The following is a 14,027-nucleotide window of genomic DNA, read 5'->3' on the forward strand; positions in this document are numbered from 1 at the left end:
TGTGGGATTTCTTACAGAATTCTTACACTTTCTATTTTCAGTGTTTTCAGTATTTTTCCAGGTCTGCTTCATTGGCGGGATTGTAAAAGACCTTTACCTGCTCCACATATGCCGGCTCCTGGTAGGAAGAGATCTTTCCTTCCTTCAGTTCCTCAAGAAATATATCTTTCACTTTCATGAACAGCTTTACCTCATCCTGCTCCTCCCAGATCCCGTAAAGCTCCAGCACCGGCCATTCTTTTTCCTGATAATCTCCATTTTCATCTACATATTCCTCTGTGTAGACGGCTGCCTGAACCTTCGGCGTAATCCGTTTCGCGTTATACACCACCTGGAACCGGACAGTATTTTCCGGAACGCTTTCATCTGCCGCGAACTCTGTCTCCGCTCCCCAGGGCAGATTTTCGGACAGCGCCCATGTTCCTGCTTCCGGGTCAATCTCTGCTTCCAGCGTAGCTGTCTCCATGTCTGTCTCTCCCACAGTCCTCTCTCCCGCATAGGAAAGAGACGAAAATTCCGTAATCGCCACACCGGTTCCGATTCCGCAAAGCAGCACGCCGCCGCCCAGCGCTCCCAGCAATACTTTTTGAAGTCTTCTCATAACGCACCTCCCTGCCAGTCTGTCTCCGGCTCCGCGGATCTGTATTTCCTGACATACCCTTCTTCCTGCTCTTGCACAGTTCTTTCCTCATATGCAGAATCTGATTCTTCCGCAAAATCGTTCTCTGTCTCATCTTTTGAACCGTCTTCCGGAATGTCTTTTTCTCCGCCGCAGCCTCTCCTGTCTTTTTGCTCCTCCTTTTTCCTCTTACGCCTCAGCAGGCTGAAGCAGAGTCCGGACATACTTCCTCCGGCCAGAAAGCTGCCCAGACATACCAGCACAGCTCCCCAGAGAGGATAGCTCTGCACAGCGAGAATCATAAGCATCCCCGCTCCAAACAAAGCCATCAGTGCAAAGCATCCCGCGCTGACTGCGGCCCCTGCCCAGAACACATTCCAGATCAGGCGGACACACCAGCAGAAGAGCGCCGCGATTCCGCGAAAGAGTTTCCCAAAAAATCCTGACAGGCTCTGCAGAACCGTCCCGCGCCGCGATCCTTTCCCTTTTTCAGTGTCTCTCCAAACATAAGCTGTATCCGCTGACACATCCATTCCCATTCCTTCTCCGCCTGTTTTCTGTTCCACGGATAACGATGCCGTTCCTCCCGGCACTCCCCCTTCCCTCTGCTCTTTTTTTCTATAAAAGGGACCCGCCATCCAATGAAACCCTTTCTTTATCCCATGGCCCGCGCCGTGGAAAAGTCTTCCGATTCCGCCGCACAGCGCTTTCAGCTGTTTCTTCAAAAATGCGCCGATTCCCCGGAGCTTTTTCTCCCCGTCTTTCAGATTCATGCCGCCGATTCCAGGAAGCCCTTTCTGTCTTCTGCTCTCTCCGAATTCCGGCTTTACGTGATAGGCCTCCAGAATCTCCGCCGCCAGCTCTCTCACCGGCCCGAAATCCCGAATCGCCTCTTCCTCACTCTGTCCGTTCTGTACCTTGATATCAATATGCTGTTCATATTCTTCCAGAATATCCTGCTGCTCCTGATCTTCCAGAATCTCCAGATAGCCGCGCAGTTCTTCCAGAAATGTCTCTTTACTCATATGCCTTGCCCTCCTCTAAAAATCTGCTGACCTGCTGCTGAAATTCTTCCCATTCGGCTGCCAGCGAATCCCGGTACAGGATTCCCGCCGCAGTCAGATGATAATATTTCCGGGGCGGCCCCTCCGAAGATTCCCTCAGGTACGTCTCAAAATAGTGTTCATTGGTCAGTCTCTTGAGAAGCGGGTAAATCGTCCCTTCATTTACATCAATGACCCTGGAAACTTCTTCTACCAGCTCATAACCATACCTGTCTTTCCGCCGCACACATTCCAGCACGATGAGCTCCAGCACTCCCTTTTTAAACTGCGGATTCATAGCATTCCTCCTCATCTGCCGCCCTGCCTTTTCATGGACCTGTGCCTGCGCGCCGTTCCTCCCGGCGCTTCTTTTGTTCTCTGATATTAGATTATACCAACTACTATGCATTGTCAAGTACTAAAGAATTAAAAATACCGAAAGAATATTTCCAAAGATCTGCTTGACAAAAATACCGGTTATGTGATATAAATAATAAGCACGTTTCAGATAGGGGATTGGTCAAATGGCATGACAGGGGTCTCCAAAACCCTTAGTGGGAGTTCGATTCTCTCATCCCCTGCTTTTACAGTCTGGAAAGCCTTACAAAAGAGGATTCCGGACTTTTTTATTTCCTGTGATTTAAGCTTTATATGGCGCAACCCAGCAGCCTCTCCGCAGACAATCAGCCCGGCTGGCCGGCTGATTTCTTATTTGACCGGATTATCTGTACCCTGTTTTCTTTTTCACATTTTTTATCTGCGTGAAAACCTTTTTCCCCATTCAGACGTTATGTATAAATGAAAAAAGAAATCCTACCCTCCATTGACAAGAAGCGTGTGCTTCCCTGGCAATGAAAGGTAGAAAATCTTATCTGGCAGGAGGCATCTCATGGAGCTGTATAAAATAGAACTGTATAAACTGATTCACAGAAAATTTTTCCTGATAAGTCTGTCAGGTATATTTGCCGTTCTTTTGCTTTATTTTTGTTTTGTGAATATAGGCGGCGAGCGCTCAACCGTAAACGGGGTCGTATATACAGGCCTGCAGGCCATCAAAAAGGACAGGGAAATCACAGAAGCATTCCAGGGAATCCTGACGGACGATAAGGCAGAACAGATTATGGAAAGCTACGGGTTTCCTTCCGCAGTCAGTGAAAACTACGGCGGTTTCCGCGATGAAAATTATCTGAATGGCCTGATTACGGAATATCTGGGGAACGGTTATTTTTACAGTTGGGATGACTACCAGGTCTCCACTTCTCTGCTTCCCATCTCCCAGACAGAGCTGGGAAAAGCCGCGGAACTGGCAGGAAAAGAACTTTTGCTGGACTATACGAAAGGCTGGTCTGTATTTTTTGATCTGCTTCAGCTTGGAATGGTGCTCGGAAGCTTTCTGCTCATCATCGGGCTGTCTCCTGTGTTTGCGGAAGAACACCAGACCGGGATGTCTGCCCTGCTTTTTACGAGCAAAAAGGGGAAAGGCGGAGATATTGCAGCCAAAACCGCCGCATCTTTTACATTAACCGCGCTGGTATATGCCGCCGTTGTACTGTTTGCCTTTTCAGCCACAGGGCTTGTCTATGGGCTGGACGGCCTGGAATGTATGAATGGATTTGTTTCATCGCCGTACGGCGTCGATGCCGCTTCCCGGCTCGCCATTAAACCGGTGTCCTATAGCGTGTTTCTTACTTTGCTGCTGGACTGGCTGGCGCTTACAACCCTCTGCTCCATCGTTCTGTGCATATCCGGGCATACCAGAACTTCTTTTCACGCCGCGCTCCTGTCGGGCATGGCATGGATGCTCCCCCTCCTGCTTCGGATTCTGTTCAGCGGAATCGGATATCTTCTGGCATCCGGAACGCCACTCTTCCTTATCATGACGGGAATTCTGTATGACTGGTATTCCTTTCTCTTTTTTCCGGCAGGAATTGCCGTCTGTATATTTACAGTCTGTATAACAAATAGCTGGCAGGCTTATAAAACCTCAGAAATTGACAGATAAAAAGCTTCAGCAGGCGGAAGCAGATTGTCAACCACATACAAAGCTCCATTTATTCCGCTTCTCTGCTGTTTATTTTTGTCGTTTTTTGTCTGATTCTAATTATTATATGTTAATTTTATCCTTTTGAGTATATAATTTTATATATAATTTTGTTATATTACTCAAGAAGGGGTCTTTTACACCATGAAACAGAAAATTCAGTTTCTGCTCCATACGGCAGGCGTTTTCAGTTACTACTATGGCTATCAGTATTTTATCCGGTCCGTAGAACTGGCCGTCCAGAATCCGGAGCGGCTCCAAAGTATCCAAAAGGAAATTTACATTATCGTCGCCTCAGAATTTCAGACCAGCATTGCAAGTGTGGAACGGGATATACGGACAATCCGGGATGTCATGATGAAAAACGGCGGTGAACAGCTGCTCATTGAAATGACCGGAAGCCCTGGGTGGGCACATAAGATTCCCTATCCCAGAGATCTAATCGCTATTTTTTCTCAATATCTGCTCCGGGAATATGGAATGAACAGTTCACAGAGCATCAGCTCCGCTCAGTCATAACCAGATCTTTACAGCGCTGAAAATGCCTTCTGCCAGCAGGACATCTGCCTCCGGCGAAAGGCATTTTTATCTTATGTACACAGTTCCGGCCCATGGAACGCAGTCCACGTGCCAGTCAAGGGTATCCTGTTCTCTTATTTGGTTTTAAGTTCATCCAGTTCCTTTTTCAGAGCTTCAATCTCGGCATCTTTTTCCTGCAGTTCAGCGTCTTTCTCTTCTTTTACCCTCTTTACCTCTTCCTTGAGTTCGTCCACATAATACTTGAGACTGTTCTCGTCAAGCATCCTCAGTGCCTCTGACCACATGCCCAACACCTCCTCCGGTTTCCGGCGCAGCATGGCAATCTCCTGATAAATCTCTTCCAGCCACGGATACTCCTGTATCCACTTCTCCGCATCTGCCAGATCCTCTGTGGTCAGGAGAGAAAGCCATGCTTTCTGTTCACTTTTTTCACCTTTAGCATACGGAATTTCCCGGAATACGTCAAGGGCAATCAGACAGAATTCCTGCAGAAGTTCCAGATCCAGGCCTGTTTCAAATTCCGTCTTTCCATAATGCCGGTACACTTCGGGATTCTGGTGAAATACAGCAGGACTTTCCTCAAAAAGCACAATGACGTAGACCTTTTTGATATCTCTGTAGGTGAATCTCTTTCCCGCGGTTCCCCTGAGTCTGGCATACTGACGCAGAAGCAGGTCTGCAGAATAACAGGAAATACGTTCGCCCGGAAAGGCATAGCCCTGTTTCTGAATCTCAATATTGACCAGAGAGCCTTCCTCTAATACAGCCAGCAGATCCATCACCAGATAGCCTTCTCCTCCTATCAGACTATCTTCATTCGGCAGTATACTGATCACGTTCACTTTCATTCCCAGAAGACTGGAAACAAACCGTGAAAGCCTGTCCCCATGAATATCCGGATGAAAAATGTACTTGAAAAAAGGATCGTAGGTTAATGGCAGAGATTTCTTCCCCCGGCAGAATTCCAGAAAGCTCTCCTTCCAGCTTTCTCCCAGTCTCCGGTAGCCTGCATAGAGCAGCGGAGACTGCTTTATGCGCTCCAGGGCTTCCTCTTTTGTCTGCGGCGGGTTTTCCCACGTCACAGCCCGTACAGAACCAGAAAAATCATGTTCCATAGGCAGTATTCCTTTCTCTGAAAATAAAATGAATGGGAAATACTTTCCAGCGAACTGCCAGAAAGCGTGTACCGAACGGTACAAAGCCATCGTATCACGGGAATCGAAAACCCGCAAGACATTTTTACAAATTTTTCAATTCTTTTTAGACTCATGGTTCAGAGCATCCGTCGAAAATCCAAAACATACACAAAAGGCCTGCCAAAACCAGCTGTTCCGGCTGTGGCAGACCACTTCTTCGCCCGTTACATTTCTATTCCTTTTCGGGCGCTCACCCCTTCGTCGAAGGGATGCTTCACTTTCCTTACCTCCGACACATAATCCGCCAGCTCCAGGAGCTCCGGCGCCGGGTCCCGTCCGGTCAGAGCCACCTCAAGTCCCTCAGGGCGCCCTTTTAAGAAAGCAAGAGCTTTTTCCCGGTCAATCATCCCGTGGTTATAGGCTGCCATGAATTCATCCATCACCAGAAGAAACGCATTTTCTTCTTTTGCCGTCTGCACAGCCTTGTCAAACAGTTCCTGGTATGCTGCCCGGGCTTCCGCCTTCTGGTCCTCTGTCATATTCCAGAAAAAACCGAACTGTTTTTCACAGGTGAGCACTGTCACCTGAGGCAGTTCTCTTAAAATGTTCAGTTCAGAAGATTTACCGTCTTTCAGAAACTGGGTAAGAACTACGTTCTTTCCGCATCCTGCCGCACGGACAGCCAGTCCCATGACCGCCGTGGACTTTCCCTTTCCGTCTCCACAGTAAATATGAACACATGATTTTTTCATTTTCCATTTCCTCCTGCCGCTTTTTCCATCACATTGCCTGCCAGGGTACGTGTCCCCTGACGCTTAAAAACAGAGCTCCAGAATTCCGGCTGCCGCTGCCGCAAGCGCCAGAGCCAGGCAGACCGCCGCATACATCAGCCGGTTGACTCTTCGAATATCTTCATACCCCACCGGACGAAGCGCGTCTCCGATGGTAGGCTTTTTATAAAGCTTTCCGAAATACCAGGCGTCCCCTGCAAGCTGTACGCCCAGGGATCCCGCTGCGGCAGCCTCTGTCTGGGCGGAATTGGGGCTTGCGTGATTCTTCCGGTCCCGTTTGAAAATCCGCCACGCTCCCTTTACGTCAAGGCCCGCAAGAGGGCTTGCCGCTACCAGAAGGAGTCCGCTGATACGGGCGGGAATAAAATTCAGCACATCATCCAGCTTTGCCGAAAAACGCCCGAAATATAAGTACCTGTCATTCTTATATCCCACCATGGAATCCAGGGTATTCACGGATTTATAGAAGAAACCCAGCACAGGACCTCCCACAGCCAGGAAGATAAGAGGAGCCACTACGCCGTCGGAGGAATTCTCCGCCACGGTTTCCACAGCGGCCTTGGCGACGCCCTCTTCCGTCAGCCTCTCCGTATCACGGCCCACAATCATGGATACCGCCTTTCTGGCTTTCTCCAGCTCGCCTTCTTTCAGGGCTTCATAAACTCTCATACTCTCTGTCTTCAGCGATTTCGCCGCCAGGATCTGAAAGCTCCAGAACACCTCCAGCGCGAAAGCCAGCCAGATGGAAATCTTTGCCACCAGAAAGAGAACCAGGGCCGGAACCGCTGTAGAAACAGCCACGACAAAAACCGCAAAAAAGACTCCGGCTGTCAGTTCTCCCTTTTCCGACTTCGGAAATACTGCCCGGAAGGGCTTCTCCGCCCAGGCAGTCAGATTTCCTATCAGGCGGATCGGATGATAAAGCCACCTGGGATCGCCAAAGGCCAGATCAAGCAGAAACCCCAGAATCAGGGCCAATATGTGAAATCTCATAAAGCCGAATTCCTCCTTTGTCTGTTTCCTGGATACGGACCCGAAAGCCTTCCCCGTTTTTCACCTGCCAGCGGTAAAAGTTTTCTCCGCCCCCGCTCTTCTCCGGTGAAAGATAGGCAGAAAGAATGCTCATGATTGTTCCTCCATGCACCACGAGGGCCGCACATGTCTGTCCGCCCCGTCCGCGGATATCCTCCAGCACTTCCATAAAGCCCTTCCGGCACCGCTCCTGAAAGGCTTCCCTGCTTTCCCCGCCGGGAAAAGGCAGAGTCCCTCCGCTGTCAATCCAGGCCTGATACGCCGTATTTCCGGAAAGCTCTTTATAATTCTTATTTTCAAACGCTCCGAAATCACATTCCCGCAAATCCGGGACAAGCTTCACCGGAATTTCCGGAAACAGAATCTCCGCTGTCTGCACGCAGCGCTTCAGCGGGCTTGCGTAGACCACATCCGGGCGCGCGGCCGCAAAATCTCTGCCGGCCTTCAGCCGTTTCAGAGCCTCGCGTCCTTCCTCGCAAAGTTCCTCATCCGTCGTACCGATATAACGGCCCAGCGTATTTCCGTAAGTCTTTCCGTGCCGGATCAGATACAGCTCAGCCATGCTTGATCACCATCCCGATCCCGCAGACCACCCGGTGCACTTCCTCTGCCTCCGCGGCCAGGCGGCAGCAGAGACGGCCTGTGGCCTCCCGCCATTCCCGGTCAAAGGCTTCCACAGGCACCACGCCGCTTCCCAGCTCATTGCACAGAAGGATGACCGACGGATTTTTCTGTAAGATCCGCTCTGCCATTCCCCCTATGTCCCGGCCTTCTTTCAGGTTTCTGCGCACAAATTCATGCAGGTGAAAGACGGCCTTCGCCTGACACAGTTCTTCCTCCCCGCAGCAGGCGCCGTCCACAAACTCTTCCTCTTTCAGGCCAAAGGTCTTTTTGGCATATTCCTTTTTCCCCTGAAACGCTCCTCCGATAATCAGTATCATGATTTTCTCCTATATTCTTCCCGCGATAAAGACGCAGGCCGCCATCACAAGCTCGCACATCTGCACAAAAAAGCCTGCCAGGTCTCCTGTAATGCCCCCAAACTGCTTCATGGACATGCGGAAATATCCGAAAAACACCAGCCAGCCGCCCACCACAGCCGCCGTCCCAAGCTTCGGGTCCAGAACGCACATCCAGCCCGCCGCCAGAAAGAGCAGCACATACAGGCAGAACATGACAATCCGCTCCTGAACCGCATCAGAAAACATGGCCAGCGTCCCTGTCTTCTTCGCGCAGGGAAAAGAGGCTACGCCCAGCCCGCTCATGGCCCGGGACAGCACAAAACCGCCCGCCAGCACAAGAACTTCTTTCCGATCCAGCTCGCTCCAGACCCCGAAAGCCGCCAGAAAATAGCAGCAGGCCGTGATCACCGCAAAGGCTCCCGCATGGGAATCTTTCAGGATCTCCAGCTTGCGCTCCCTGGGCTGATAGGAGGAAAGAGCGTCCGCCGTATCCAGAAGACCGTCCAGATGGATGCCTCCGGTGACCGCCACCGGAATCAGCACATAGACGGCGCTTTTCAGAATCTCTCCTGCCTGCAGGCGCTCCGAGAGCCACGCCCAGCCCACGGTCAGCGCTCCGATGACAATTCCGATCAGCGGAAAGAAGCACATCATATAGCGCATGTTTTCCTTTTCCCAGTCCGCCCCTGGCATGGGAATTTTCGAGTACATTGCAAATGCAATTTTAAAGCTGTTCCAAAGCCGTTTCATCATTTACTTCCTTTACTTTTCAGCTGCAGAGGAATCCCGCATACCACTTCCGCCACCTGGTCTGCCAGAAATGCCAGTTCCCGGTTGATATGTCCCAGCCGTTCCTGATACAGCGCTGTTACTTCATCATATGTAATTCCGTCAGAAAAGATATCGTTGGTGACGATGACCAGGTGGGCGCTTTTCTCCAGGAGCGCTTTCACACCGGAAAGAACTCTTTCTTCGGTCCCCTCCCCGGCCCCTTCTGTCTCAAACATCTCATTGGCCGTCAGATTGGACAGGCACTCCAGCAGGACCACGCCTCTTTCCGGAAGCTCCTGATTCTCCAGATTCACATAACATTCTATGGTCTCAAAGCCTTTGCCGGCTCTGAGCTTTCTGTGGCGCTCCACCCTTCGTTTTCCCTCTTCGCCAAAGGGACGCATGGTCGCAATATAATAAAGGGGAAGCCCCTCTTCTTTTGCAAGCCTGACGGCTGTGTTTTCCGCATATTCGGATTTGCCGCTTCCGCTTCCTCCCGTAACCACTGTCAGCATCGTCTTTCCCCGCATTTTTTCAGAAAATTCCAGGCCGCGTCCGGATTGGACCAGAAAAACAGGTGCGGGAAACCGGCGTACAGAGTTTCCGTGCCGTGTACACAGCTCCAGCTCCGTTTCCGCAGAGGTTTCTTCGCTTCCATGGCGTCCCCGCAGCTTTCACTCTCCCAGTAATGGAATTCATGGCCGCGAATCTGGCCGCCCCGGGGCAGCAGAAGCTGAGTCCTCTCAGCCGTCAGCGTAATATAACCAAACCGGGACAGCTTCCCGGTCCGGTAAGCCTCCGCGTCCAGCACGCCTGCCATCGGATACTTCTGTCCATCCTCTCCCTCCAGCGTTCTGTGAAGATAGAGAAAGCCGCCGCATTCCGCGATGCAGGGCAGGCCGCCCTCCACAGCCTCCCGGATCTCTTTCCTCATGGAACTGTTCGCGGCGAGAGCCGCCGCATGAAGCTCCGGATAGCCGCCGCTTAAGATCAGGCCCTGCAGACCCTCCGGCAGCCGGCTGTCTGAAAGAGGAGAAAAGGGAACCAGCTCTGCTCCCATCTCTTCCAGCATCCGCAGATTGTCCCGGTAAGTAAAGCAGAACGCCTCGTCCCGGGCCACGCCTACTTTAATCCTTTCTCCCTCCGGCAGCGCCGGAAGCTCCGGCTTTTCAAACGGAAGCTCCGGGGCCCCTTCTGCCATTTGAATGAGGGCATCCAGATCGATGGTCTTTTCCAGAAGAGCAGAAAGCTCATTCAGCTTTTCCTTCAGACGCTCGATTTCCCCAGGCAGCACCAGCCCCAGATGCCGGCTTTCCAGCACAAGATTGTCAGCTTTTGGCACATAACCCAGCACCCTGACCGGCAGTTTTTCTTCTATTTCCTTTTTCAAATCTCTGTAAAGGGCTTCCGGCATCTGATTCAGAATCACGCCCTGAATGTGCCTTTCCTTCTCATATTCCAGAAAGCCCTTCACCAGCGGAACTGCAGACATGCTCATTCCCCGGCAGTTTACAATCAGCACCACCGGCGCCTCCAGAGCCAGAGCCACATCAGAAGAACTGGCCTTTTCCGAGATTCCCCCCAGACCGTCATAATATCCCATGACACCCTCTATGACCGACAGGTCCGCTTCCGAAGCTGCCTCCCCGAACAGATAGCGGGTCGTGGCATAATCCGTAAAAAAAGTGTCCAGATTGCCGGAGCGGGTACCGATCACCCGGCTGTGAAACATGGGATCAATATAATCCGGACCGCATTTAAAGGAAGCCACCCTGTAACCCCGGTTCACAAGCGCCTGCAGAATTCCGCAGGTAATCAGCGTCTTACCGCTTCCGCTGGCAGGAGCCGCCAGCATGATTCTGGGAAGCTTCATGTCAGTCCTCCCCCTTTCCCTGGCAGGAGAAAATGTATACAGGATTCTGGCCCATCATCATCTGATACGGACCCACCTTCTTCGATTTCGAAACCTGAATCTGCGTAATTTCCACATTTTCAAAGGGAAGCTCTTTCAGGCAGGCGTTCGCTTCTCCCACCGTCTCCAGCGTAATTGCATTGAGCACCACCCGTACTTTCGGATTCTTCCCAAGCACAAACGCAAGTATTTCCTTCAGATTTCCTGACGAACCTCCGATAAATACATGGGTCGGAGCGGGCAGATCTTCCAGGGCTTCCGGCGCCGTTCCCTCCACCACATGGACATTCGGCGTGCCGAATGTCCGGCAGTTCTCCTCTATCAGCGCCGCTGCCTCCGGTTTTTTCTCGACAGCCCAGACCTGGCCCTCAAAGGCCCGCAGAGCCATCTCCACGGTCACAGAGCCTGTCCCGGCTCCCACATCCCAGGCAACCGAATCCTCCTGAAGCCGAAGCTTCTCCACCGAAAGCCCCCGGACCTCGCTCTTGGTCATAGGCGCGCTGCCCCTTAAAAATTCCTCGTCGGGAATACAGCCACGGATCTCTTTCTGAAAATCCGGATTCTCAATCAGGGCCACGCAGAGTCCGTCAAAGGTCTGGCCTTTCAGCTCCTCCGGCGTTCCTTCCGTAATGCGTTCATCCGGATAATGAAGCCGCTCGCCGATATACAGTTTTACGCCCGGCAGGCCGTATTTCAGAAGCTTATCACAAAGGGATTCCACCGTGTCCCGGCCGCCCAGCAGGGTAAACGTCCGAAAATGCATGCGGACCGCCGCGGTCAGGTTCTGCTCCCGTCCGTGGACGCTCATCAGCTTCACGTCCTCCCAGGCCATTTTCAGCCTGCTGCAGAAATAGGCCACGGAGGAAATGCCCGGCATCAGTTCTGTCTCAATCCCTTCCGCCTCAAAGACCGCGGTCAGCCTCTTCGCTCCGCTGTAAAAGCCCACATCTCCAGACAGGGCCACCGCAATACGGACATACTGGGGATGTTCCTTTATAAACCCAAGCATTTTCGCCGGATCATAGGCGTCAAACAGCGGTTTCCCCCAGTCCCGGAAGCTGTCCAGCATCCGTCCGGAACCGAGAATACAGTCCGCCTTCCGAAATGTCTCAAATGCTTCCCGGGTCATATTTTCCGGAACGCCCATCCCGATGCCAATTAAAAACGCTCTGCGGCCGCCTGCGGAATCCGTCCCTTCCTTTGGAAACTCCTCCTTTGAAGTTCCCGTCTCATACGCCGGGAACTCCGGCCCTCTCTCCAGGGCAAACTGCTCCTTCAGAAAGCGGACTCCTTCCTCCACAGAAAGACCTGCCTGCTCCGGGGGCCGTCCAATCAGGACCACCTTCACCCCGGCTCTCTCCGCCGCTTCCAGCTTTTCCGGGAAACCTCCTGCCCGGCCGGATTCCTTGGTCACCAGATACCTGGCCCCAGTCTGATGCAGCATAGCCAGATTCATTTCCATGGAAAAAGGGCCCTGCATACAGATCAGATGCTTTCCGGTAAGCCCCAGCTCCGTACACTGGCGCACCACCTCCGGCGTGGCCAGCACCCGCGCAAAGATTCGTTCCTGAAAATCCGGAAGAACCGTAAACTTCGAAAGCTCCTTACTGCCTGTGGTGACCAGAACCGGTCCTTCCGTACCGGAAAGCCATTCGACTGCTTCCTCCACACTGTCCACAAGAACTCTGTTTTTCTCCTGATTTATCCACCGGGTCTGCTCTTTTTCCACAGGCGCCCCGGAGATCTGCTCCGGCGTCCGCTCCAGATTCTCTTTCAAAGCCTGCCCTGCAGAGCTTTCATCTGAAACCGACGGACGAATCAGGCGCAGATATCTGCAGGAAGCCTCCTGGCATGCCCTGTGAATATTTGCCGAAACGGCCGAGGCATAAGGATGCGTCACATCCAGAACCAGAGGCCGCTCCTCTTTTTCAAACAGCTCTCTCATCTCTTCCGCTGTCAGCCGTCCCTGGCGCACCTCCAGTCCCGGCTCCGGCTTCATCAGCTCTTTTCCATATTCCGTGGCCACGCAGCAGAGCGTGTCCACGCCTTCTGCCGCCAGCCATTCTGCCAGTATCCTTCCCTCTGTCGTCCCTGCAAATACGATTACCTGCTTCATTGTCGTCCTTTCACTCTCACTCAAAATTCACCGAATACTTTTCCAGCGCCACTGCCAGCGTCACGCCATCCGACGCTGCCTTGCCCTGCAGAAGCCTCTTACGGCCGGAAGCTCTTAGCGCACTGCGCTCACATACGCTGCCCACTCCCGTTACCTGCTTCACAAACTCCGATTCCGAAAGTTCTTCCTCATGCTCTGTCTCTGAGAGCTCCTCCGCCGTGTAGGTCAAAAGAGGTATCTGATACTTCCTGCAGAACTCCAGAAGCCCCGGCTCTTCCTTTTTCAGATCAATGGAAGCTGCCTTCGCAATGCTGTGCATGGAAATCTGATCCTGCTCCAGGACGCGTTTTACAAGCGCTTCGATCTTCTCCGCCGGCGTTCCCTTTTTGCAGCCGATTCCAAGAACCGTGATCCGCGGAACCAGATGAAGCGTTTTGGGAAAGGGATCGTAGGTCTCGTCCAGAGAAATGCTGATCCCCAGCTCCCCCTTGCTCTGTACCGACAGCTCCGGTGGAACCGGACCGCAGAACTCAAAATCACTGTACAGACCAATGGTCCTCTGTTCCAGCACGTCCGCCGCTATTGCCTTTGCCAGCTTCAGATTGTCCAGATACAGGTTCTCCCGCCTTGCGAAATCATCGACAGAAAAACGTCCTCCCGCATCTGTAGCCGTCGTAATGACCGGCAGGGCTCCAAGCTCTGCCGCGATGGTACGGGCCAGTTCATTGGCTCCGCCCAGATGTCCCGACAGCAGAGAAATCACAAAATGCCCCTGCTCGTCCATACAGAGCACCGCCGGATCTGAGGCCTTGCTCTTTACAAAGGGAGCTACGGCCCGGACCGCAATTCCGGCAGCTCCTATAAAAATCAGCCCGTCACACTCCCCAAAGGCCCGTCCAGTCCAGTCACGCAGAGATTCCTCCACCGGGCAGACTCCCCACTGTGCCGCTTCTTTTCCTTTTCCATACGCCTCACAGCGGTCCCCGCGCTCTTCCATGACTTCTTTGATCCGGGCCGCATAGCGGCTTCCTGATCTGGTAAATGCAATGACTGCAAGCCTCATC

15 protein-coding genes and 1 tRNA gene are annotated in these 14,027 nt (G+C 52.4%); 3 read left to right on the top strand and 13 right to left on the bottom strand.

The features are described from left to right. Positions 1 to 46: 46 nt before the first annotated feature. The 3 genes from B5E82_RS02005 to B5E82_RS02015 are packed head-to-tail and all read right to left on the bottom strand — an operon-like array spanning position 47 to position 1,960. Positions 47 to 601 carry a hypothetical protein gene (locus B5E82_RS02005; protein ID WP_087305738.1) on the bottom strand — a complete coding sequence of 185 codons (555 nt, stop codon included), beginning with the start codon at positions 599 to 601 and terminating at the stop codon, positions 47 to 49. After that, complete coding sequence (locus B5E82_RS02010; protein WP_087305739.1) at positions 598 to 1,644, bottom strand: HAAS signaling domain-containing protein; 1,047 nt, start codon at positions 1,642 to 1,644, stop codon at positions 598 to 600. The genes B5E82_RS02005 and B5E82_RS02010 overlap by 4 nt, the downstream gene beginning before the upstream one ends. Then, positions 1,637 to 1,960: a PadR family transcriptional regulator gene (locus B5E82_RS02015; protein ID WP_087305740.1), complete on the bottom strand. Its 324-nt coding sequence runs from the start codon at positions 1,958 to 1,960 to the stop codon at positions 1,637 to 1,639. Before B5E82_RS02015 ends, B5E82_RS02010 begins: the two co-directional genes overlap by 8 nt. 212 nt (positions 1,961 to 2,172) lie before the next feature. On the opposite strand from B5E82_RS02015, the gene B5E82_RS02020 reads away from it, so the two are divergent. The 3 genes from B5E82_RS02020 to B5E82_RS02030 all read left to right on the top strand — a co-directional run bounded on the left by B5E82_RS02020 (position 2,173) and on the right by B5E82_RS02030 (position 4,222). Then, positions 2,173 to 2,243, top strand: a tRNA-Trp gene (locus B5E82_RS02020). Between the two features lie 308 nt (positions 2,244 to 2,551). Further along, positions 2,552 to 3,664 (top strand): hypothetical protein, encoded by a 1,113-nt coding sequence (locus B5E82_RS02025; RefSeq protein WP_087305741.1) that lies wholly within the window; start codon positions 2,552 to 2,554, stop codon positions 3,662 to 3,664. A 183-nt stretch (positions 3,665 to 3,847) separates the two neighbouring features. After that, positions 3,848 to 4,222 (top strand): sporulation initiation factor Spo0A C-terminal domain-containing protein, encoded by a 375-nt coding sequence (locus B5E82_RS02030; RefSeq protein WP_087305742.1) that lies wholly within the window; start codon positions 3,848 to 3,850, stop codon positions 4,220 to 4,222. Positions 4,223 to 4,356: 134 nt separating this feature from the next. Here B5E82_RS02030 and B5E82_RS02035 read toward each other — a convergent pair whose 3' ends face one another. The 10 genes from B5E82_RS02035 to B5E82_RS02080 form a co-directional block, all read right to left on the bottom strand. Further along, positions 4,357 to 5,358 (bottom strand): PD-(D/E)XK nuclease family transposase, encoded by a 1,002-nt coding sequence (locus tag B5E82_RS02035; protein WP_087305743.1) that lies wholly within the window; start codon positions 5,356 to 5,358, stop codon positions 4,357 to 4,359. Positions 5,359 to 5,603: 245 nt separating this feature from the next. Further along, positions 5,604 to 6,131, bottom strand: coding sequence for a cob(I)yrinic acid a,c-diamide adenosyltransferase (locus tag B5E82_RS02040; RefSeq protein WP_087305744.1), 528 nt, complete (start codon positions 6,129 to 6,131; stop codon positions 5,604 to 5,606). Between the two features lie 63 nt (positions 6,132 to 6,194). Further along, positions 6,195 to 7,163 (bottom strand): adenosylcobinamide-phosphate synthase CbiB, encoded by a 969-nt coding sequence (gene cbiB / locus B5E82_RS02045; RefSeq protein WP_087305745.1) that lies wholly within the window; start codon positions 7,161 to 7,163, stop codon positions 6,195 to 6,197. Next, positions 7,120 to 7,764 (bottom strand): histidine phosphatase family protein, encoded by a 645-nt coding sequence (locus B5E82_RS02050; RefSeq protein WP_087305746.1) that lies wholly within the window; start codon positions 7,762 to 7,764, stop codon positions 7,120 to 7,122. The genes cbiB and B5E82_RS02050 overlap by 44 nt, the downstream gene beginning before the upstream one ends. Continuing rightward, on the bottom strand, positions 7,757 to 8,143 hold the full coding sequence (locus tag B5E82_RS18255) for a bifunctional adenosylcobinamide kinase/adenosylcobinamide-phosphate guanylyltransferase (protein ID WP_087305747.1): 387 nt from the start codon (positions 8,141 to 8,143) through the stop codon (positions 7,757 to 7,759). Before B5E82_RS18255 ends, B5E82_RS02050 begins: the two co-directional genes overlap by 8 nt. 9 nt (positions 8,144 to 8,152) lie before the next feature. Further along, positions 8,153 to 8,914 carry an adenosylcobinamide-GDP ribazoletransferase gene (cobS, locus tag B5E82_RS02060; RefSeq protein WP_087305748.1) on the bottom strand — a complete coding sequence of 254 codons (762 nt, stop codon included), beginning with the start codon at positions 8,912 to 8,914 and terminating at the stop codon, positions 8,153 to 8,155. Next, positions 8,914 to 9,450, bottom strand: coding sequence for a bifunctional adenosylcobinamide kinase/adenosylcobinamide-phosphate guanylyltransferase (locus B5E82_RS02065; RefSeq protein ID WP_087305749.1), 537 nt, complete (start codon positions 9,448 to 9,450; stop codon positions 8,914 to 8,916). Before B5E82_RS02065 ends, cobS begins: the two co-directional genes overlap by 1 nt. Next, positions 9,444 to 10,808, bottom strand: coding sequence for a cobyrinate a,c-diamide synthase (locus B5E82_RS02070; RefSeq protein WP_087305750.1), 1,365 nt, complete (start codon positions 10,806 to 10,808; stop codon positions 9,444 to 9,446). The genes B5E82_RS02065 and B5E82_RS02070 overlap by 7 nt, the downstream gene beginning before the upstream one ends. Position 10,809: 1 nt before the next feature. Continuing rightward, positions 10,810 to 12,963, bottom strand: a complete 2,154-nt coding sequence (gene cbiE / locus B5E82_RS02075; protein ID WP_087305751.1) for a precorrin-6y C5,15-methyltransferase (decarboxylating) subunit CbiE — start codon at positions 12,961 to 12,963, stop codon at positions 10,810 to 10,812. A gap of 16 nt (positions 12,964 to 12,979) precedes the next feature. Continuing rightward, on the bottom strand, positions 12,980 to 14,026 hold the full coding sequence (locus B5E82_RS02080; protein WP_087305752.1) for a cobalt-precorrin 5A hydrolase: 1,047 nt from the start codon (positions 14,024 to 14,026) through the stop codon (positions 12,980 to 12,982). Position 14,027 lies beyond the last annotated feature (1 nt).

Source organism: Lachnoclostridium sp. An138 (assembly GCF_002160765.1).
Classification (GTDB): domain Bacteria; phylum Bacillota; class Clostridia; order Lachnospirales; family Lachnospiraceae; genus Laedolimicola; species Laedolimicola faecalis.